This is a genomic window from Eisenbergiella massiliensis (assembly GCF_003435485.1).
On sequence record NZ_QVLV01000007.1, the window covers coordinates 47,128 to 70,331 of the forward strand.

14 protein-coding genes and 1 pseudogene are annotated in these 23,204 nt (G+C 38.2%); 4 read left to right on the forward strand and 11 right to left on the reverse strand.

Going from position 1 to position 23,204, the window contains the following annotated elements; translation table 11 throughout:
* Nucleotides 1–11 precede the first annotated feature (11 nt).
* From DXC51_RS11685 to DXC51_RS11710, 6 genes are all read right to left on the reverse strand, one after another.
* Nucleotides 12–1,235 carry an MFS transporter gene (locus DXC51_RS11685; protein WP_117544634.1) on the reverse strand — a complete coding sequence of 408 codons (1,224 nt, stop codon included), beginning with the start codon at nucleotides 1,233–1,235 and terminating at the stop codon, nucleotides 12–14.
* A 534-nt stretch (nucleotides 1,236–1,769) separates the two neighbouring features.
* On the reverse strand, nucleotides 1,770–3,404 hold the full coding sequence (locus tag DXC51_RS11690) for an ABC transporter substrate-binding protein (RefSeq protein ID WP_181970094.1): 1,635 nt from the start codon (nucleotides 3,402–3,404) through the stop codon (nucleotides 1,770–1,772).
* A gap of 55 nt (nucleotides 3,405–3,459) precedes the next feature.
* Nucleotides 3,460–4,419 (reverse strand): ABC transporter ATP-binding protein, encoded by a 960-nt coding sequence (locus DXC51_RS11695; RefSeq protein WP_117544636.1) that lies wholly within the window; start codon nucleotides 4,417–4,419, stop codon nucleotides 3,460–3,462.
* Nucleotides 4,416–5,417: an ABC transporter ATP-binding protein gene (locus DXC51_RS11700; RefSeq protein WP_117544637.1), complete on the reverse strand. Its 1,002-nt coding sequence runs from the start codon at nucleotides 5,415–5,417 to the stop codon at nucleotides 4,416–4,418. The genes DXC51_RS11695 and DXC51_RS11700 overlap by 4 nt, the downstream gene beginning before the upstream one ends.
* Before the next feature lie 12 nt (nucleotides 5,418–5,429).
* On the reverse strand, nucleotides 5,430–6,290 hold the full coding sequence (locus DXC51_RS11705) for an ABC transporter permease (protein WP_117544638.1): 861 nt from the start codon (nucleotides 6,288–6,290) through the stop codon (nucleotides 5,430–5,432).
* Nucleotides 6,291–6,329: 39 nt separating this feature from the next.
* A complete protein-coding gene (locus tag DXC51_RS11710) occupies nucleotides 6,330–7,259 on the reverse strand; it encodes an ABC transporter permease (RefSeq protein ID WP_117544639.1) in 930 nt (309 codons plus the stop codon).
* 449 nt (nucleotides 7,260–7,708) lie between these two features.
* Here DXC51_RS11710 and DXC51_RS11715 point away from each other — a divergent pair, with 449 nt between their 5' ends.
* Nucleotides 7,709–8,809, forward strand: coding sequence for a LacI family DNA-binding transcriptional regulator (locus tag DXC51_RS11715; protein ID WP_117544640.1), 1,101 nt, complete (start codon nucleotides 7,709–7,711; stop codon nucleotides 8,807–8,809).
* 271 nt (nucleotides 8,810–9,080) lie between these two features.
* Nucleotides 9,081–10,116, forward strand: a pseudogene (locus DXC51_RS30595) (IS256 family transposase).
* A 183-nt stretch (nucleotides 10,117–10,299) separates the two neighbouring features.
* On the opposite strand, the gene DXC51_RS11725 reads toward DXC51_RS30595, so the two are convergent.
* The 3 genes from DXC51_RS11725 to DXC51_RS11735 are packed head-to-tail and all read right to left on the reverse strand — an operon-like array spanning nucleotide 10,300 to nucleotide 16,532.
* A complete protein-coding gene (locus tag DXC51_RS11725; RefSeq protein WP_117544641.1) occupies nucleotides 10,300–12,711 on the reverse strand; it encodes a glycoside hydrolase family 3 N-terminal domain-containing protein in 2,412 nt (803 codons plus the stop codon).
* Between the two features lie 13 nt (nucleotides 12,712–12,724).
* On the reverse strand, nucleotides 12,725–14,098 hold the full coding sequence (locus tag DXC51_RS11730; RefSeq protein ID WP_117544642.1) for an MFS transporter: 1,374 nt from the start codon (nucleotides 14,096–14,098) through the stop codon (nucleotides 12,725–12,727).
* A gap of 22 nt (nucleotides 14,099–14,120) precedes the next feature.
* A complete protein-coding gene (locus DXC51_RS11735; RefSeq protein ID WP_117544643.1) occupies nucleotides 14,121–16,532 on the reverse strand; it encodes a glycoside hydrolase family 2 protein in 2,412 nt (803 codons plus the stop codon).
* 233 nt (nucleotides 16,533–16,765) lie between these two features.
* Here DXC51_RS11735 and DXC51_RS11740 point away from each other — a divergent pair, with 233 nt between their 5' ends.
* Complete coding sequence (locus DXC51_RS11740) at nucleotides 16,766–17,785, forward strand: AraC family transcriptional regulator (protein ID WP_117544644.1); 1,020 nt, start codon at nucleotides 16,766–16,768, stop codon at nucleotides 17,783–17,785.
* A gap of 56 nt (nucleotides 17,786–17,841) precedes the next feature.
* Here DXC51_RS11740 and DXC51_RS11745 read toward each other — a convergent pair whose 3' ends face one another.
* Both DXC51_RS11745 and DXC51_RS11750 read right to left on the reverse strand, forming a co-directional pair.
* Nucleotides 17,842–19,194 (reverse strand): MFS transporter, encoded by a 1,353-nt coding sequence (locus tag DXC51_RS11745; protein WP_102289531.1) that lies wholly within the window; start codon nucleotides 19,192–19,194, stop codon nucleotides 17,842–17,844.
* A gap of 14 nt (nucleotides 19,195–19,208) precedes the next feature.
* Nucleotides 19,209–21,890 (reverse strand): family 78 glycoside hydrolase catalytic domain, encoded by a 2,682-nt coding sequence (locus DXC51_RS11750; RefSeq protein WP_117544645.1) that lies wholly within the window; start codon nucleotides 21,888–21,890, stop codon nucleotides 19,209–19,211.
* Between the two features lie 150 nt (nucleotides 21,891–22,040).
* On the opposite strand from DXC51_RS11750, the gene DXC51_RS11755 reads away from it, so the two are divergent.
* A complete protein-coding gene (locus DXC51_RS11755) occupies nucleotides 22,041–23,048 on the forward strand; it encodes an AraC family transcriptional regulator (RefSeq protein ID WP_102289533.1) in 1,008 nt (335 codons plus the stop codon).
* Nucleotides 23,049–23,204: the final 156 nt, after the last annotated feature.

Here is a 23,204-nt window from a genome sequence, read left to right on the forward strand (position 1 = left end):
GTGCTCCTTTATTAAACTTTATTCAAATTTATGATACTAGCCATCTTTTTTCTTTTCCCTAAAAATATGTATATAATAAATAATAAAATCCCCATTATAAATACACATGATACCACTGAAAACATTGCCTGGTATCCAAGACTGTTATTTCCCACAGCCCCAACAATTCCTCCCGCAATCATTGGTCCAAGTCCCTGTCCAACATCCGCTCCTACATAATACGTTGAAGAAGCTATCCCACTTCTTTCCGGCGGCAATTTTTTTAATGCTTCAGCCTGAATTGTTAATTGTCCAGAACCTTGACCTAATGCTTTAAAAACAGATGCAATTACAATCATCGTTAAACCAGATGCTCTTCCCAAAATAAACAGCGCTAATCCATCCATAATCATAGCTGGTATTACAATATAAATTCCTTTAGACTTATCTGCTATTTTACCTACGAAAGGTCTAGTTATAAATAAAACAAAAGCATTAATAGTAAAATAAATTCCTACATTTTCAATTCCTCTTATATCACCAAGCAATGCTATATATCCTGATATAATTCCATTACTCATTGAAAATAACCCGCCAAAAACAGCTAATGGTAAAACTTGAATTGAAAATAAATTATTAACATTAAATTTTATTTTATCTATCTCCTTTTTTTCATTTTTAGGAAACCCTATAACGAAAACAAAGGTAGATACCAATAATAATACTATGCCTGAGAGTAAATATGAACTTGAATAACCCAAAGTATCCCCTAAATACAATCCAAGTGATGGTCCAACCGCCGTTGCTATAATATAAACTAACCCATAATAGCCCACCCCTTCTCCTAACCTTTTGTGTGGCACAAATAATGATATGGACGAAATATTTACAGTACCACTGAATGAAAATGCAATCCCATGTAAAATTCTAAAAAAGACTAACAAGGGAACTGTCTTTGAAAATGAATATCCAATAGCAGCTATCCCCATAAAAATAGTAGCCGTCAGTAATAGATTTCTTCTATTTAACCTATCTGCTAAAAAACCACTGAATGGTCTAGTAATCAGTGCAGTGACGGAAAACATACCTGCAATAATACCTGCGATCGCTACGGACGCGCCGATTTCTATTGCATATTTGGTTATAGTAGGATTAATCATATAAAAACAGGTTGATGTAATCATGCCCATCAGTATTAACAATATATATGATTTTGTCCATAACGGTTCACGATCTTCATAATTATTTTGATTCATCTAATTACCTCATAATTCTTAAAAACTATATCAAAATTCACAAGCTTTTTCCTATACCGACTGAATTTTTGTTTTTGATATGAAATATGAGTTATAAAACTTTTTTTCAAAATTCATCTCATTTCAACAGTTATTATCAAAAATCATCGTGTATAATTCCTATGGAATGCATGATTTCCATTCGACAAACAGCGAATTAGATAGTAAACAGATATTTAATAAAAGCCCATAATACTGCTGCTTTATTTTTCTCTAATAGCTTTCTAATACGTGGCCATAGTTTATAATATCCTAGTTTTAAGCTTATTTAAGAGATTTTGCTTTATCATCTTTTTTTCTAAGACTTAATGGTCTGGTCATTATATAAAAAGTCCTCTTATATAAAATGTAATGGGCCAACTATAATATCATCAAACTAACGACCAAACTGCCAAATTCAAAGCGTCCGAAGGAACAACATCAAATCAATATAACCAACTCATAATTTACATTATGAGCTGATTATATTTACCGATTAATAATGGGAATTTCTATTTATTCATAATACAGCATCTGCAATCTTAACCATGCACTGTTAACAAGTTCTACATGTAATCCTTTTTCAACTCCATATAATGTAGTAGATGGAGCTATAGCATAGATAAAGTTCTCTTCTGTCACATATTCTTCTATTGCATTTGTCTTCTCAATTCTCTCAGCTTCATCTACTGTATTAAGAGCATCATTAACCATACTATTGAACTCTTCCTGCATATCTCCGTAAAGATGAACCTGATTCATTGTAACTGCAAAGGTATTCATCGCACCAATTGCACTCATAGCTGCATTTCCATAAGGCTGAAAGCAGATATCCCAATCCGTACTGTTTTGAATTGTATCATTATATACCGCATCATCATATACATCGATAATTGCAGTGATTCCAATCATTTGCAGTTGAGCCTGAACTTGTTCTGCCATTATCTTTTCAATAGGCTGTGAGTTTGTATATATCAAACGAATTGTCTGACCTACCAATCCAGAAGCATCAGCAAGTTCTCTTGCTTTGTCCTGATTAAAGTCGTAATAGTTATCATGAGCCTTACCCACTTCATCCCAATAATTATTTTTTTCTATGCAGACAACCGGGAACGGTCCATTTGCTTTTTCTCCAATACCATTCAACGCTGCTGCTATAATGGCGTCTTTATTTATAGCATAACCAATAGCCTGCCTTGCTTCTTTTTTTTCCAATAATTTTCCTTCTCCGCAATTCATAAATAGAGACCACATGGTACCTCCAACAGCTTTAAAAGCATAAGTATCGTCCTGGCTATTAATATAATCGTAATCTGAAGCTGATATTGTTCCAACCTGTATATCATTATTTACAAGAGAATTTACCACCTGAGATGTTTCAGAAATCACAATATAATTTGCTTTTTTTATTGCAGGTTCTTCTCCATAATAGTTCTCATTAGGAATAAGGGTAACAGACGAACCTGAAACAAAGCTTTCAACTTTATACGCTCCTGTTGCAACAACATCGGTAATCATTCCATCAGAACTTGAATTGTATCCTGCCTCAGTAACTAAATATACTTGTCCGATTAAGGGTAATGATAATGCACTTGATTCTAACAATGCTATCCGTAACGTTATGTCATCTACTACCTCACAATTATCAAAATCAATGTTAGTAACATAAGTTGGGAAGGCTGTACTTCCGTCTCTTGCAAGTTTAAAGGAGAATAACACATCTGATGCAGTCAAAGTATTACCAGCTTGATCTACTATATCATCCCTAATCTGTACAATAATATGTGTATCATCCTCCTGTTTTACAGAAGTAGCTGCATCCAGAATACGTTCACCTTCTGCAGATGTATAAAAAAGGGTTGAATACAGATTAACATTAACCATTCGGCCTGCTGCTGTAGCCATCCCGTTTGGCGCCATATTAGCATAATCAGATGGTAAGGCTAAAGAGATACTATCTCTTGAATTCATGCTATTCCCTTCTGTTGATTCAACAGTCGATACTTTAGCCGTTTCTGCAATACTTCCATTGCTGTCTAACGATTCAGCGGCATTACCACATCCAATTAAGGAAGTTGCCATTATTACGGCGATTAACGTTGCTAATACATTTCTTAGTCCTCTACTTCTAAATAATTTTGTTTTCATCATGAAACCTCCCTTTCTATATTTAATCTCTGAGTTTGAGATTAATTTTAGTATAGTTTTACAAGTTATTAATTTCATTTACTCTACAACAAGATACGAAGTGTTCCTTACTTATTTCAACTAATGACTGGTTTTTTTTGCACATATCAGTGGCATAAGCACAGCGTGCCGCAAATCTGCACCCCGGTTTCGGATTGATAGGCGATGTCAATTCGCCCTCCAGCAAAATTCTGTTAGGCTCAACATGTGGGTCAGGCAAAGGTATTGCCGACAATAAAGCTTTGGTATAGGGATGATACGGATGATTAAATAATTCCTCAGAAGATGCCCTTTCCACCACCTGTCCCAGATACATAACTATAATTGTATTAGATATATATTTTACGACCGACAAATTGTGTGTAATAAACATATATGTCAATTTCTTTTCTTCCTGCAGATCTTGCATTAAATTTAATACTTGAGCCTGAATTGATACATCTAATGCAGAAACAGGTTCGTCACAAACAATAAATTCCGGATTTAGTGCCAGAGCTCTGGCAATTACTACTCTCTGTCTTCTACCTCCATCTAATTCATGCGGATAAGAATAGTAAAGTCTACTTGCAAGCCCGACTGTCTCCATCAGTTCTTCTGTTCGTCTTTCTATTTCGCTTTTTTTAAGTCCTCCTTTCAGTTTCAAAGGTTCTGCAATAGCTGCACTTATACTCATTCGAGGATCCAAGGATGAATATGGATCTTGAAATATAATTTGCATTTTTTGCCGTAAATTTCTTAACTTTTTATTATTGATTTTAGTAATGTCCTCTCCACGATATATAAGCTGTCCTCCATCATTATCAAGTAAATGAAGAACAGTCCTACCAAGAGTTGATTTTCCGCATCCCGATTCACCAACAACACCAATTGTCTCACCCTCATTCACAGAAAAACTAACATCATCCACGGCGTGGAGCATTCCATTTTTCACTTTAAAATATTTTTTTAAATTTTTGACATCCAATATTGTATTGCTCATTTTCTTACCTCCGCTGTTCTCAGGCAGAGTACAAAATGGCCGGAATCTACTTCTACCTGATTTATTTGTTTCACTTTACACGCTTCAGCGGCATAAGGGCATCTTTCCCAAAATTTACACCCCTTTGGTAATTCAGCAGGATCCGGCATCATTCCCGGAATAGGTCTTAACCTCTTAATCTTTTTATTTATATTTGGTAATGTCCCAAATAAGCCGATCGTATACGGGTGAGCCGGTTTATCAAACACATCAAATACTGTACCATATTCCACTATTTGACCAGAATAAATTACCGCTACGGAATCACAGGTTTCAGCTACTATTCCTAAATCATGGGTTATCATAATCATTGATGTGCCTAACTCATTTCTCAAATTTTTCATCATAGCTAAAACCTGCGCCTGAATTGTTACATCTAACGCAGTCGTTGCTTCATCAGATAATAACAATTCCGGTTTACATGCTAAAGCCATTGCGATAATTACTCTTTGTTTCATACCACCAGAAAATTGATGGGGATAATCTTTGAATCTATCCCTCAGGATCCCAACCATTTCCAACATTTTTACAACCCGTTCATTAACCTCATTACGGGAAATATTATTATGTAATTGGATGACATCTGCAATCTGCTGCCCTATTGTTAATGTAGGATTTAATGCTGTCATTGGATCTTGAAAAATCATTGAAATTTTGTTCCCACGAATTTTTCTCATTTCTTCTATAGAAAGTAGATTTATATCTTTTCTATCAAAAAAAATCTCACCACCTACTACTTTAGCTGGAGGGTTAGGCAAAATCCTCATAATTGCTTTAGCAATGGTTGTCTTTCCCGCACCGGTTTCTCCTACTAGACCAAGTGTTTCCCCTTTGTGTACTTGTAATGAAACCCCATTCACTGCTTGGACAATACCATCTTCTGTTCTATATTCAACTGTTAAATTTTTGATTGATAATAAAACATTATCATCAGAAAACTTATTCTTGTAGTCTTCCATTTTTATACCACCTTAATCTTTCAGTTTAGGATCAAGTGCATCTCGCAATCCATCTCCCAACAAGTTAAATGCCATTACAGTAAAAAAAATCATTAACCCTGGAAATATTAATAGATATCCTGAATCTCTCATATAGTTTCTTGCATCTGACAACATTGTCCCCCATTCAGGAAGAGGAGCCTGAGCACCCAGCCCTAGAAAACTCATAGATGCTCCTGCCAAAATTGTTGCACCAATACTCATACTTACCTGGATAATAATAGGTGCCAATGCATTTGGAATAATATGTCTTAATAGAATTCTGTGGTGCCTAGCATTAATTGCACGTGCTGCTTCAACATATTCTTCACCACTAAGCTGAAGAACTGATGCTCTTATCAGCCTCGCAAAGCCCCCAAACCCTGTAATCCCCAAAGCAATTATTGCACTGTTTAAACCAGATCCGAATACTGCAGCTAATGCCATTGCCATTAATATCCCTGGAATTGATTGAAATATATCAAGAAATCTCATCAATGCGTTATCAATCCAGCCTCCACAATAGCCTGCAATAGCCCCAAGTGTTAATCCAAATATTGCATTAAGCCCTACTGCAAAGACTCCCATCTTTAACGAATATCTTGTCCCATATATTAGGCGGCTTAAAACATCTCTTCCTAAATTGTCTGTTCCTAAAGGATGTTCACTCGTTAAATCCGGCTTTTGTAAAAGCGCCAAATAATCCTGCTCTTCATATGAATATGGTGCTATATAATCTGCAAAAATCACCAAAATGACAAGCCCAATAATAATGAAGAATCCCAACATTGCTAATTTATTTTTTGTGATCCGCTTTATAACAATAGAGAATTGTGACTTTCTTTTCGTCTTCATGTTCTATTCCTTTCAAAATTGTATTTAGTTATGCAATCGTTATTTCATTTTTTCCCTTAACCTTGGATCTACTGCCGCATATATAAGATCAACAGCCAACATTGTTAGGCAAAAAATGAAACCAACTAACAAAACTCCTCCTCTGACAATCGGATAATCTCTTTGATTTATTGCGCTTGTCAAATAAACTCCTATCCCTGGAACAGAAAAAATAGTCTCTGCAATCAATGAAACTCCCATAACATGTCCTAAACCACCGCCAATACTTGTAATAATCGGAATTAGAGCATTTTTTAATGCATGAATCCAGATAACTCTATTTTCAGGCTCACCTTTCGCTCTTGCTGTGGTGATATAATCCTGCCGAATAACTTCAAGCATACTAGATCTTGTCATTCGAACTGTAGATGCCATTGCACCAATTGATACTGAAATCCACGCCATAATATAGCCTTTAAATGTTCCATCAGCAATTGTAGGAAGAATTCCCCATTTTACAGATAAATACATACACATAACTAGTGCAAACCAAAATCCAGGCAGAGCTGCACCAAACATTGCTACAATGCTTATCAAACTATCCTTCCAATTATTTCTATTTAACGCTGCCAAGATGCCTAATGGTATTCCAACAATTGTTGCTAATAGCATTCCAACATAACCAATTAATAAAGTATTAGGTAAACGAAGCATTAATTGTTCTGTAACATTTTGCTTTGAAATATAAGATGTACCGAAATCAAAATGTAAAAAAGTATCACTTAGAAAATGGCCAAGTTGTATAATATAGGGTTCTTCCAACCCCATTTCGATTCTTAAGTTCATTACTTCCTGCTCCGTTGCTTCTGATCCTAAAATAATTCTTGCCGGATCTCCCGGAACAAAATACATAATTGAGAATATCAAAATGGCCAATCCAAACAAAACCGGAATCACCATAAGCAATCTCTTTAGCATATATTTAAGCACTTTCTATACCTCCATTTGTTTGCATGAATATAATTAATAAAACCCTTTGTACACTATGTATTAGTACCCTTTATCCATATATATACTCTATATACATTCCGCCTTTCTTTTTCTTTTTTGATAAAATTCACCCTCATATTCATATCATATCCCTATCTCCTTATAATTTTTATTCGCTTAATTTTTTAGCATCATCAGTCAAACAATGCGCTTTAAACTGCTTTTCTATTTACCTGGATTTTAATATTATTTTAGCACATTGTCAACAGTTATATAGTATTTTTTTCTTTAATTTTATTTTTTTGTATATTAACCACATATTTATCAATCGATTTTTGTGTATATTTGCCGTTTCACATATGCTAAAATTTATGCTAAAATATTAACATGTTATATATTTTATAAACTAACCCACAGTTGTTAAAATTCAAGAAAGTGAATCCTTTAATATGAACAAACCTAAAAAAGTAAGCCTTCAAGATATTGCCCATGCTTTAGATATTTCTACCACAGCTGTTTCACTTACACTTCGTGGGCGAGGCACCCAATCAAGAATTTCAGAGAAAACACAACAACTCATTTTTGACAAAGCAAAAGAACTTGGGTATTCTTATAATAGCAAAGGGAACAGCATATCTTCTTTTCCATATGCAAATGGCGCCTCTATTTTAAACCCAGTATCTTTACCATTTATTTCGGGTAAAATAACTATATATTTTTTTGGTGGGACAGCATCAGAAATCGAATCGACAGGTGCTATAAATCGGTTTCTTTTTTCTGCATTAGATTATATACATTCTCTTAATCTCTCTATTGATTTCGTCCTACAATCTTTTGAACTAAATAAATTACAGGAAAGCGCCCATCTCTTATCAAAAAAATACTGTCATGGTGCTATTTTAGCCGGCCTTTCGGATACAGATCTACAGTATCTAAACGATACAAAGTTTGATATTCCTATTGTTTTATATGGAAGATCAAGCGTAGAACATGTATGTGTATCTACTGATAACTATGAAACTGGCGCAATTGCTGCCCGTCACTTATTTATGCGTAATTACAAACATGTTGCATACATAAATATTAGTTCGTATAACAAAGTCTATTCTCTAAAAAAGTCTGGTTTTATTGATACATTTATGAAATTAACTGGAAATGAGCCACTCGGTTGTGAAGTAAATTTGGATGATAAAGTCAATTATGAGGCTACTATTAAGAATCTCCTCAGTAAATTTACTCTTCCTGTCGGTCTTTGTTGTTTTTACGATTTTTTGTTATTGGACATTTTCCGTTGTGCAAGCGACATGAATATAAAGATACCAGAAGATATGGAACTAATCTCAGATGGCGATCATATATTAAACACATTACTTCAACCAAATGTTACAAGTATGCGCCCTCCTGTAGAAGAAATGTCTAAAGACTGCATTGATTTTATTCTTAATATGATTTTTACAGGTAATACTCTCCCAAAAGGAATAGAGAAAAGTCATGTTGTAAACATAATTTACCGGGATAGTTCACCTGCGCCTGACCTAAAAGTCGAGTAAAAGGAAACCAGACTTGCCATATCATTTAGTAAATATATGAAACAATTTGCAGTCTGTAAAAGTTATTATCGCAAAGTGAATTTACATAGGGCAAGTGTCGCCTAATTCCTCAGTTAAAGGACACAATATTGCAAAAATAAAGAATATAAGGGGAGAATCCTAAAGATTGTGTAAATCTCCAAACTGATGTCTGTTAAAATTACTCAGTTTGGAGGTTTTATTTATGGCAAGGAAAAATGACACACCGCAGAAAACGGCAATGTGGTAACTCATGAGCGGTTACATGAAGCAAAACAATGTCAAGCTCAAAGACGGCACATATGTCAACGCTATCATGCGGGACATCCTGAGTGCCATACTGGAGGGCACCCTCGATGAGGAAATGGATGAGGAACTTGGCTACTCCAAGTATGATTATCGCAACAAAGAAACGAACAACAGCAGAAACGGCCATTCTCAGAAGATCATGCATACCAACTATGGAGATATGGAAATTGATATCCCACGAGACAGAAAAATCAGCCGGATCACAGACAAGATTCTGCTTATCGTAAAAGAGTGGCAGGAAAGGCCGTTAGAGGAAGTTTACGCTGTGGTCTTTCTGGATACTATCCACTTCCATGTACGCAGCTAAGGGCGTATTGTAAAACAGGCAGTGTATATCGCCATAGGGATCGACATGTCTGGAAAAAAGGACTTTCTTGACATGTATGCGGGTCAGAATGAAAGTGCGAAGTTCTGGCTTTCCATCCTGAATGGATTAAAGAACCGGGGAGTGGGGGATATCCTAATTGCGTGTGTGGACAGTCTTTCCGGTTTTCCACAGGCGATTTAGGCCGTTTATCCACAGACGAAAATTCAACAATGCCTCATCCATCAGATCCACAATACCACCCGGTTTGTCTCCTACAAAAGCTCAAGCCGCTGATGGCGGATTTGAAGAAAGTGTATGCGGCGCCGCCAGAAGAAACCGCCTTATCAGAATTAGACAGCTTTGATGAAAAATGGAGTGGAAAATATCCCAAGATTGCTAAATCATGGCGTGATAACCGGGCAAATCTTTCGACCTATTTCAAGTATCCGGAGGCGGTCAGACGCCTGATTTATACAATGAACACTATTGAGGGGGGAACCGCCAGCTTCGTAAAGTGACCAAATCAAAGACGGTATTCCCATCCGATGACAGCCTTTTAAAAATGCTGTATCTTGCAATGATGGATATCTTGAAGAAATGGACAGGGCACCGTCAGGACTGGGGACAGTTTCACTCCCAGCTTGAGATATTTTTTGAAGAACGGTTATCCTGATTATAAGCAGCTATGCTTGACATACCCAGAATCAGTATTAAAATACAAGCAAAGAGCAAAGCCCTGGAAAATGGCTTTGCCCTTTCGTAACTATCAACTTATTTTACTTCAGTTTTTTGAGTTTACACAAACTTTGAAACATTCTCGCATTTGAACCTGCTCTACCGGAAACAATGAACTTAATTATTCACACGATACTTTTGCTGTTGCATACAAACATCGTAAGCCGGGATTTATTTTCTTCGTCTCTGCAAGATGAACAATTTTTTCAAATTTCTCATCATCGCTGTTACTCCCAATTATAAGGCGGAAATCACCTTTTTCCAGAATCCAATTCATATTGCAGTCTAAAAAGCTAAAGAAATCTATGTTAAAAATAAATGAGATTTTTTTCTTCTCTCCTTTCCTGAGATGAATGCGTTTAAAGCCAATTAATTCATGAATTGGTCTTATCATACTTGCTACCAGGTCGGAACCATAGAGCTGTACCACTTCATCTCCTTCGTTTTCCCCAGTATTTGTAACAGAGATTTCTACCTGGATTATCCCAGTTTCCTGTTCATATACTACCCTGAAATCATTATATTCAAATGTAGTATAGCTAAGGCCATAACCAAATGGAGCCAATACTGCCGCATCCGAATCAATATATCCCTGTTTTATCACATTCCTGTTCTTTGCCCCTGAAGAGCCGTTGGGCTGACAATGATATACAGGGAGATGTCCTACACTCCGGGGCACATCTACAGGTGTCCTTCCAGCCGGATTATATTTTCCGCAAATAACATCCGCAAGAGCATTCCCTCCATATGTATTGGGAAGCCACCCCTCCACAATCGCTGCTGCATGTTCATAAGCCCATTCGCTTACAAGCGGCCTGCCGTCTGTATGTATAATCACAATATTAGGGTTTACTTTATAAACAGATCGCATCAATTTTTCCTGTACTCCCGGCAATTCTAAGGAAGCGCTGTCAACACCTTCCCCTGTTGTGGAAGTTTCTCCCTGTCCATTTTTTCCACCAACTGCCAAAACAACAATATCTGCCTCCGAAGCTGCTTTGACAGCTTCATTTATCTGACATTCATCGTTTCCTTTATAATCACATCCCTCCAAGAAACTAACATTATCCAGATATCCTCTCAGCCCCTCAAATAAAGTCTTTGCTTCCGGATATAGTTTTCTGATAGTTTCATCCATTGCATATTTATCAGCACTCACAGCGCCACTATTATCAACAAGTGACATCAAAACATTCACACTGTCAATATTATCTCCCATATTCTCCAAAAGCCCTGTCACATTATATCCTTGCTGGGTATCTCCCTCCTTCTGCAAGCCTGCCATCATCTCTGCATTTGCCACAGCGGTATAATGGCTGAATAACAGACGCAGACAATTTCCTACAGGTCCGGTAACAAGCACTTTTTTCTTCTTATCAGCAATTGGAAGGATTCCATTGTTTTTCATCAATGTAATGCTCTTCTTCGCTGCAATATAAGATTTCCGATTCGCCTCTGTATTATCCATCGCAGCATCCAGATCCTCAAATATGGGGTAAGGATTCTCAAACAAACCTAACTCAAACTTTAATTTCAATACCCGCAGCACAGCACGGTCAATCGTTTCTACATTAAGCCGTCCATCCCTGACTGCCTCTTCCAATCCATCTCCATAGGCCATGCGTGAAGGACATTCTATATCAAGACCAGCATTAAGACATCTTACCCCTGCTTCCGTCAGGTCATCTGTCACCTTATATGGATCTAAAAGCTGGAGAGTTGAAGCATAATCACTGATTACGACACCTTTAAATCCTAAATCCCCACGAAGCAATTCTGTCAAAATTTTTTTATTTACACATACAGGAAGACCGTCAATGGAGGAATAACTGTTCATAACACTCTTTAAATCTGCCTCACGAATTGCTGCTTCAAAAGGCTTAGCGTACTGTTCCCGCAATTCCCGCTCACAGACCATTGTCTTGTGGCAATTCAAACCGCCTTCTGTCTGGGAATATCCGATAAAATGCTTTCCTGTAGCTGCAACACCCTCTGTCAAATTATTCCCCTGTAACCCTTTTACAAAGCTGACCATCATCATTGCAGATAATGTCGGATCATTTCCATAAGTCTCATTTACTCTTCCCCATCTCAAGTCCCGTGCTAAATCTGCAACCGGCGATAATCCATGGCGGATTCCATTTGCATACATTTGTTTTCGGGTAAATTCAGACATTTCCTCTACCAACTCCGGCTCAAAAGTTGCTCCCAAACTGATAGAAATCGGGAATAAACTTCCGCCAAGCAAAGATACTGGTCCGGAAAGTGCCTCCCCATGGAATAATGCCGGAATATTATGAGGTGAATTTTCCATAACATATTTCTGTATCTTCTCCAGATCATGAGCGGGATCACTTCCGCCCATGATAATAGAAACTCCTATACCACCTTTTAAATCCTGATATTGTCCAGGGATCATAGGGATTGCCATTGTACAGCCTAACTGCCTTATTTTTTCATTCAGATCCATCTTATCCAGAAGATCTTTGGCCCGTTCCTCCGGAGCTAATGCCGCATTCATATATTTTTCCATATCAATTACCCGCTTATGCTTTCTTCAACATTTTTTCATCCCACTCTTTGTTCGCTTTCTCTACCTTCTGCAGTGCCAGAAGAATTAAAGTTACAGCGCTGAAAATCAGCGGAAGTACTACATACATAGCCGTAATCATACTCAAGGCGCTCTCCGGCTGAACCGCTGCAGTTCCATTATAATGGGATGCTTCCAAAAGCCATCCTGTTAAAGCATTTCCAATTCCTGCACCGACCTTCACTCCCATTGACGAACAGCTGAACATAGCTCCCTCAACATGTACTTTATCTTTCCTGAGTGTATATGCACTGATTTCAGCAGTTAATGCCTGAACATTTCCGCTGTAAGGTCCTCTGCCGAACCAGGCAATTGCATGACTGACCATCATAGGAACAACCATTCCCTTTATCCCGAAAATCAAAAATGGAACACATGCAATTGTAGTCAATGCAAAACCAGATAAATTAGTCCTGTAAATTCCCCACCGTTTTTCCAGCATTGGTGTCAGGGCAAGCCCAATAATCATGGGGATCATTTGTACAAGTGAAAATAGCCCAAGCAGCGTATCATCCCCCAAAATATAAGTCATGTAATAAATGCCTACCGCACTGGTAATTGTCATTAACAGATTATAAATAATATTGATAAGAAGCTGATAGATATAATATTTATTTTTCAGCAGATATTTGATTGTCTTTAAAAGTCCAATCTGTTCGTTTTCTTTTGGCACTTCCTGCATTCCTGCTACTGCAAGTTCACTCTCGGGAAGTTCTTTACATACCCATGCACTGATAAAGCAAATTACCGCAAAACCTAAGGAATATACTATGGCTGCCCTTCTCCAACCAGTCATTCCGCCGCCAAACGCATTAACCATACTCATTGTTGCACTGGAAACCAGTAAGCCTGCCAGACATGTAAAAATAAAACGGAATACGCCAAGCTGCACACGTTCCTGTTTGTTTGGTGTAATAAAAACAGAAAGAGTTGCATATGCCACATTATTCAATGTATAAAAGACAGCATTCAACAACGTATAGGTTACAAAGAAATATGCATACTGGAAAATCTGATCTGTATTTGGAATGCTGAACATCAATATCTGTACCAAAGCAACCGGGATGATAGTCCACAGCATCCATGAGCGGGCCTTCCCCAATCTATGATGTGTTTTATCAATGATATTCCCTGCAAACACATCTGATACTCCATCAAAAACCCGGCTCAGCATAATCAGCATTCCGATAATTCCTGCATTCATGCCAACCGTATCTGTCAAATAAATCATAGTAAATGCACTTACAAATGAATAGCAGAAATTTGATGCCATATCCCCTGATCCGTATGCGATTTTTTTCCTTAAATTTAAATATTTTTTTGCTTCCATTGAAATATCTCCTCTTCTTTATTTATTCTACAGTGTTAAACTGTATTTCCTTCGGCTCCATTCCGTCCGCAGATATCCTTACCCGACCGCCTCCTGTCTCCTGTCCGCTGCGTATGACTGCCTGCATACGTCCCTGATAGGTAGTAAAATAATTTCCCGTATAAGCCTCTGTTGTCCTGGGGTTGGCACTTCCCACTGCCTCCAACACTCCTGCACCTTCTACGAGAACGTATACTTTTTGTTTTTTCAGGTTCTTGACGATCCCTCTCTTATCTGTAAGTGCAACGTCAATAAACGCCAGGTCTTCTCCATTCGCTTTCAATACTGTCTTATCTGCATGAACTGTCAAAACAGTTTCCCTTCCGGCAGTCTCCAGGAAAGATTCTGCCAGTTCTCTGCCATCTTCTCCATAACTGACTGCTCTTAATATTCCCGGGTGATAAATAACTTGATAGTTTGCCCTGCATCTGTTCAGCCTTTTCTTCCCGATTGATTTCCCATCCTGGAATAATTCCACTTCTGTTCCTGCACTGTATACCTGAACCTCTGTCTGCTTTCCTTCATACCCATCCCATGACCAGCTGGCGACTGCATCCGTATCACGATAAAGTGGATAATGGACTTTTTCGCCTATGTGGTTCAGTGGACGGACTGCTATGTATGGTTTCTTTTCCGTTCCCCACACAATAGACGCCAAATGACCGATTGTCTCCTTATGACCAATCAAATCAATAACCCCTGTATAAGCTGATATAATCGGATAGGGTTTTACAAAAGATCCTGTACTTTTACCATAATCAATTACGCCGGCTCCGCCTTCTCCCAAATAATCCCATGCCGTCCACATAAAATCTCCAATAATATACGGATGCTTTTTCACAAGCGCCCAGTTATCAGCTATATCGGAGGGTATTGTTTCTGTCCCCAAAATTATACGATCCGGATGCATCTCATGGTGCTTCTCGTATACCTTCGCCCCATAATTGTATCCGGCAATATCCACTTTACTGTAGCAGCCGCATACTCCCCGATCCGTCCTTTTTGCTGTCATTAACAGCTTCATCACGGCAGGGGCAAAAGACACGATCTTATTTATCATTGCGGAGCCGCCCATTTCAGAATCTGAATCCGTTGCCAGTGGATCTGTAATATCTTCTTTTTTTGGAACTTTGCTGCCGCTCACTGAAATGGAAACCCCTTTTTGCGTGAGCATATTCATCATAATATTAGGGCAGACCGTAACGGGCCTTGTTGCGTCCAGTTTATGACAAAAGTCTGTCATTTTTTCTGTTAAAGCCACACCGGCCGCAGATGCAGTATCTGAAATCTCATTACCAATAGAATACATGATGACACAGGGATGGTTGCGATCCTTTATAATCATACTTTTTAAATCTTTTTCCCACTCTCTGGCAAAGTCCAAAGCATACCCATAGAGCCCCGGACTTTCCAGCCAGGAATCAAACGCCTCATCCTTTACATACATCCCAAGCTCATCACAGGCTTTCAACATGCATTTGCTCAACGGATAATGGGAACTTCTTATTGCATTGAAACCTGCTTCTTTCAGAATCCGTATTTTTCTATATGCTGCCGCTTCAAATTCACAAGCTCCTAAAATACCATTGTCGTGATGCAGACATCCACCTCTCAATTTGACGGAATGGCCATTGACAAGCAGTCCTTTTTCTACGTTCCAATCGATTGTCCTTATTCCAAAACTCTCCACCGCTGTATCCAACACGGTTTCTTTATATTTCAGGGATATATGTGCCTCATACAATTCCGGATGGGTCACATCCCAAAGATGGGCATCTGGTATCTCTATTTCACAGGACGGGCCTTTTGCCGATGCAATTTTATCCCCCTTATAAAAAATATCAGATATAATTTCCGTATCCGGCGCTTTTTTTGCTTCTACCTCCAGTCTAATAACAGCCGGACTGACTCTAAGAGTCCTGATTGCAACTGACTCCGGAGAAATATGTTCCTCATTTCCCATCCACAATGACACTGGCCTGTATATACCATTTCCCGGATACCATCTTGCATTTGGCACCTGGCTACAGTGTACGAAGACTTTTAATGTATTCTCCTGTCCCATTTTTACTTTTCCAGTCAGATCAACATAAAAATGACTATACCCATACACCCTTCCACCAATATGTTCCTCATTCAGAAAAACACTGCTGTCCATATAGACTCCCTCAAATTCCAGAATCAGAGTCTTTGCCGTATAGTCCTCTATTCCATAAAATTTCTTTTCATAACAGTAATCCCCACTTGGGAAAAAGCCTGTATAACTTCCGTTTTTAAGTCCCTTAATCCTCGGTTGCTGCCTCATGGCATCATGGGGCAGGTGCACCTCCTGCGCTTTATCTTTTTCCCCCTTTTTATAAACGATCCACCCTGCGTTAAAATTTATTTTTTTCATTGTAGCCTCCAGACTTTTCGTTTTCACTATAGACAATAATGCTGATTATTATTTTTTTAATATTTTTTTCATCTTCTTTCCCCCTTCTTTCTTGCTCAATAATTTGTTATATGTTATATTTTACTTATGTTCTTTTAAATAATTATAAGGAAATTAAGCATTTTGACACAATCTCCAAACACGTTATGATTTGCATTTGATTATCATTTTCCGACCCAAAATAGGAAGTATATATGAGCCGAGCAATAAATAATCCGATAAAACTATACGATAAGATAGAATACAACAGTGCGTTTCCAAAGCCTCTGCATACTTTGGAGCCAGGAACAGATTTTCAGGTAATGCGTCTCCTGCCAATTGACAGCCAGACAGTGAAAGTTCAATTCTATTCTTCAAAAAGCACTTCCGAATATACTTACACTGTCGATAACCCATCCTCCAATATGGAAGAACTGCTGTTCCATCAGCATGATTTTTTTGAACTTATGTTAGTTATGAACGGGGAAGTGGAAGAATATATAGAAGGGGGACACAATGTATTTTCTGCTTATGATGCCTGTATCATGAACAGGAACACAAGACATTTTGAATTGATAAATCAAGCCGAGATCATATATTTTTGTATGTCCAGGGATTTTGTAAATAACACTTATTTCCCCCATTCCCCTCTCTCCAGAAAAAAAGGGGACTTTAATACTTTCTTCAGGCGGAACCTGGACCAAAACAGCAGGAACTTAAAGGATTACATGGCATTTTTTCATAAAGATGACCAATGCCAATCTGCTGTTTCTGAGTTGATTCTTACTATTATAGAAGAGCTGAAAAACAGATATCCCGGTTGTCTTTCCATAGTACACGGCCTGACTACACGGCTTCTGTCCCTACTTGAGAATATAGATTACTATAATCATGTTTATGTGGATTTAAGTTCTGGAAAAGAAGCTATTCTCGCAGGTGACATCCGCCGCTTTCTGGATACCGCCAAACACCGTATCACTTCTGAAGAAATATCACATCGAATGAATTATAATGGTGATTATCTGAATCGTATATTTAAAAAATGGTATGGCCTTTCTATGAAGGATTATTGCCAGCAGGTATATATGAAAGAAGCATCTCGTTTACTGTTGGATACCGATTTAAGTGTGGTTGAAATTGCAAACCGTATAGGATTCGTAAACCCTACACACTTCTATCACATATTCCGACTATATTATGACTGCACGCCCAATGAATACAGAACAAAAACATAAAAGCCCAGGCAGCTCAGTGGCTGCCTGGGTTATACAATTTATGCTGTATATTTGATTCAGGTTTTTTCTGTTCTTGCCCTGATTTCAGTAATTTTTCTGTTCTGCTCTTCCAGTTTTTCTTTCGTCAAAGGATACAGGGTTATTATCAATGCGGCAGCAACAATAGCAAGTACAAAAGGAATCCATGTACAGCACAAGATAATAGCGGATTTTACTGTTTCGGTCTGAACGGCTGCATCCTTTTGGAATCCGGCTGCTGCCAAAATATACCCCGGAAGGGCACCTCCCAGCCCCATTCCACACTTTGTCACAAAACTTGATAGCGAAGCAATGGCACCTTCAGCCCTCTTCCCGGTTTCAAGTTCCACATAATCCGTATTATCAGCCTGAATACTGTATAACTGCGGAACAATAATTCCTGCTCCACAGGAAGCCAGTGCACTGGATATAATTAAAACAGGTATGCTTACCACATTAATGAGCCTCAACATAGGAAAACACAAACATGCCAGTAACCCAATCACATATGTGTATTTTTTTCCGATTCTTGTTGAAAGAATCCCAGATAAAATAATGCCCGGGAACATAGCAACGACTGTCACCATTGAAATAGCACTCATCATAGAAAAATCACCAATAATGTATATATAATTATATGTAGACACTGTACTGCTTACATATGAACTTGTTGTATACAAAAGAGAAGCTAAAAAAATTACTAGAACCGGTTTTTTTGTAATAATACGGTATAAATCCTTAATCGAATAACTTTGTCCAGGCGCTGCCTTTATTCTTTCCTTCACCCCCCATGCTCCAATAAAGGAGAAAAGAAAAATTATTACCGCCGCGCCGGCTACCAATGCAATATAACCGCCAGATTTTGAGGTATCCCCAATAACCAAAGGTCCTACTACACCAACTGCAAGGGAACCCAGCAGATAAATTGTTCCTTTCAGCCCGCTGAGTTTGTCCCTCTCTCTTGCGTCAGAAGTCATCACAGGGAGTAAACTATTTAATGAAATATCCATCACAGGAAATAATATGCCCAGCAGGAGATAGGAGATATAAGCGATCCCTAGCTTAAAACCGGTTGCCATCATCGGTCCAAACCATAAAAGCAAATAGTTCAAAGCACACAGAAAGCTTCCAATCATTAACGTCACGCGAAAATGGCCATGTTTGGTATTTGGGAAGTGATCCACAACATACCCAACAATGGGATCATTCACCCCATCTAAAATACGGGCAATCAGAAATAATGTGGCGCAGGCGGCCGGATCCAGCCCGACCACATTTGTATAGAAAATCAGTAAAAACGAATTTACCAAAGCTGTCACCGGGATATTTCCCATATTAGCAAAAGCAAAACTTATTTTTTCTTTTAGACCTATCTTTTCATTACTACTCATTTTTACCTCCCCCATTATTTATCACTTGAATATTGGTATATTCCACTGCCAATTTCTTCCGTAATTCCACTCGGCAGAACCACTGTTGCAGTTACATTGCAGGGGATTTCTACTGTCATATTCCACTTTCCCTTTTCTATAGCCCACTCACAGCCAATCCAGCCGTGTTCACTCAAGAACCTCCTGTTCGCAGATGTGATTATTTCATCTGGCTGTGGCTCAATCCTGACATGTTTATATCCCGGCTCAGCAGGCCGGATACCACCAATGTAACGATACATCCAATCATCGATACACCCGAATGCATAATGGTTAAGGCTCATAGCCATAGGCTCTCCGTCTTCTTTGTAGGCATACCAACTTTCCCATATAGTAGTTGCGCCTTTATCTACCTCATATAGCCAAGAAGGACATTTATGCTGCCATAAAAGCTTATATGCCATATCAACTCGGCCAATTTTGCATAAAGCATCAAGCAAGAATGGTGTACCTAAAAACCCTGTATCAAGACACATGTTATTATTTACAATCGATTTAACCAGTTTATCTGCAAATTTTTTCTGAAAACGCTCCGGCACCAGTCCAAAATAAATTGGAAGTGCATAAGCTCCCATCATATCTATTGGCATATCACCATTTTCATCTATCACACCTCTTGTAAATGCATCTGCCATTTTATCTGCAATCTCACCATAATGCCGGGCGTCCTCTTTTCTACCAAGAAGTTCTGCCACTTCTGACATTTGATGTACAGAATTCCAGCCAAAGATAGGCGCTGTATATTTCGATGTCCCCATAACTGTCTTTTTCATTCCTTCTTTATCCCCATAGCCTTCTTTCGAACAGCTGGGAATCAGCCACTCACCAAAATGGAAACCTGTGTTCCACAAATACTGGTCAATCTCTTTTGGTAGCCTTAATTTCTTATTCCTTTTAGTCCGTGCCTTTGTGATTATATAATCACACCATTTTTTCATGGAATCATACTGGTCTTCCAAAACTCTGGTGTTGCCGGTAATCTGGTACATCTGATAGGGAACCATAATGGCGGCATCCCCCCAACCGGAGGAGGTACCTTTTCCTTTTTCAAATATACCATCCATCTTATTCAGGAATTTTGCATACATTGGATAAGGGCCATCACAAGGAACTACAATGGGAACAGAGCCTCTCTCGTCCTGATCACAGGAAACATTCTGAAGCCATCTGGCAAGAAATGAAGTATTATCCGCATTCTGCAGAGCCGTACGCGCATAAATCATAATATCCCCTGTCCAGCCTGCTTTCTCACGCTGAGGGCAATCTGTTGGAATAGAAAGCATATTTGCTCTCTGACTCCAACGGGTATTTTCATATAATCGGTTGAGCCTTCCATCTGAACAGTAAAATTCCCCCACATTTTCCCCATCAGATGATAAAACAATGGCTGTAAAATTTTCTTTTTTAATTTCTCCGACTCCTGTTACTCTGACATAGCGAAATCCATGAAAAGTGAACAAAGGTTCATACACTGTTTCTTCTCCATCAGATATATACTCATCTTTCTGATCAACCCCCATTCCAACACCGCCGAGACCTATAATATTATTAAAAAAATTCCCTTTGGAATCCAACACTTCACAGTGATCCAATACAATTTGGGTTCCCGCTTTTACATTAATCTTCATTCTAACTTTTCCGGCAAGAACCTGGCCAAAATCAATAATCCATTCTCCAGCCGGACTTTTCCTAACATTAACTGCCGGAAGTTCCATAATATGCCTGACTGGATTTCCCAACTGTGCTATGAGATTAGCATAACCATACTCACCAATCCTGCATACAGACCATTCCGCGTCATTATAAGCCGGTGTATCCCATCCACTCTTTTTCTGATTAGCATCATATTTTTCTCCTGCATATAAATCAGAACATTGCACTGCACCATAAGCAGCTTTTACCTTATTATCGGAACATATAACTTCGCAGCTTCCATCCTCATATGTAACATGTACCTGGAATAATACAGCATGAGCATGTTTCATATTCTTTATATCCGGTAGTGACTGCGCCCCTAAATACCATCCATCCCCTACATACATTCCAAGCGTGTTACTGCCGGGAGTAAGATATTCTGTAATATCATAGGTCTGATAACATAAATATTTTTCGTATACAGTATGCTCTGGAGCCAATTCTCGTCCGTCACATCTGGTACCGTTCACAGAAAGTTGATAAATTCCATGAGCAGTCACATAGGCGCGTGCCTTAACCGGCTTACTCCTTAATGCAAACTTCCTCCGGAAATGTGTCGCCGGTTCCTGGTTTCCAAACCCTTTTTTTGCCTTGTTGCGTTTGAACGGAGACTCTGCCCACTGTGCTTTCCATTCGTTTTTGGATAATAACGCTGTTTCAAAAAAGCTCTCCGCGCTTGCTTTATTTCCATGATTATCCCAGATTTCCACATTCCAGATGTACTTCATGCAGCTTTTAAGAGATTTTCCACAATATGTAATGAATGATTCCTGATCTGACTTAACTTTCCCACTGTCCCAAACTTGCTTTTTTTCCTCGTCAACAACAACAATCTGATAAGCTTCCTGCACAGTATTCCGTTCCTCACTTTTAACTACCCATGAAAAATATGGTTTTACATCAATTCCTAACGGTTCCGACATATGAAGGGTTTTTAAGCTTGTTACTCCCAGTCTTTTCATTTCCTGCTCTCCTTTATCCTAGTATTCCAATTAAAATCCTATTGCTTATTTGCATTATAACTTGGCATATAATTGACAACAATCCTCATTGTTGCTAAGATACTATTGAAACTTGCTTATTCATTCTATAAAAATGGAGAACATTACATTATGTTTGATAAAATACAATTCCCTTCCTTTGAACTGGAAATAGACAGCCGGCTTAAATCGCCTAAGCACTTTCGGAAAATCCAATCATATTCAGATAAAAACAACACTCCATCCATCCAAACTGAGAATTTTAATTTTCCCTACCAGACCAACGATGTGGATTATATGATTCACGGTATCTGTCAGGGCCTGTCTGATTTTCCGATTTCAGACAATAACAAAGAGCATTTTATATATATCCAAATTTTTACTTATTTGTCTGTGGATGCCTCTTATTTTACAAGAAGAAAGAATTATGATTCTTACCTTTTGTTGTTCACCTACGAAGGAAGCGGGGAACTTGAATATGAAGGGGAGAAATATTCTCTTGGTAAAAACGATGCATTTCTCATAGATTGCAAAAAGGCTCACTATTATCACAGTACTTGTGATAACTGGCAGCATTCCGATCTACATTTTACAGGTGGTAGTTCCAATTTTTTGTATAATGAATATTTCAAAGACAGATGTCCTGTCTATCATCTTCTAGGGAAAAATGAATTCCAGTCTCTGCTGGAACAGATACTATACAACCATACCAATGCACTTTCAAATCGGGAATGGCTGGTATCCAATGGAATCGAAAATTTACTGCTTCATATCACTAAACAACAGAACCACTCCAATACTTCTGAAAAAAAAGCTGAATATATCAGATATCTGCAAAAATATATGGAAAGCAATTTTGCAAAGCCCTTGACTTTGGATGAATTGGCTTCTTTTTCTGGTATGAGTAAGTATCATCTATGCCGTGAATTTAAAAGTTATACTTCGTTTTCCCCAAAAGAATATTTAATATACCTACGAATTTCACAGGCAAAATTACTGCTCGCCACATCATCTATTCCCGCATATAAAATAGGAATGCTTGTTGGCATTCCTAATGAGGCTAATTTTATTCGCTTATTCAAGTTGCATGGTGGAATGACTCCAAGAGAATACCGTGAAACAGTTTCTGTAAAAAAGTAAAAATTTTGTCTGCTATCCTTCCAGATTTCAAAATTTAGGGAAGTCAGATTTCACCTTTGATTTATCCTGTAGCAGAAACCAATTGCCCCGATCTGTTGCCCCTTTTAATATCCAACGGGTATCATGTATCCCTTCTCTATCGGACAAAAGATATTC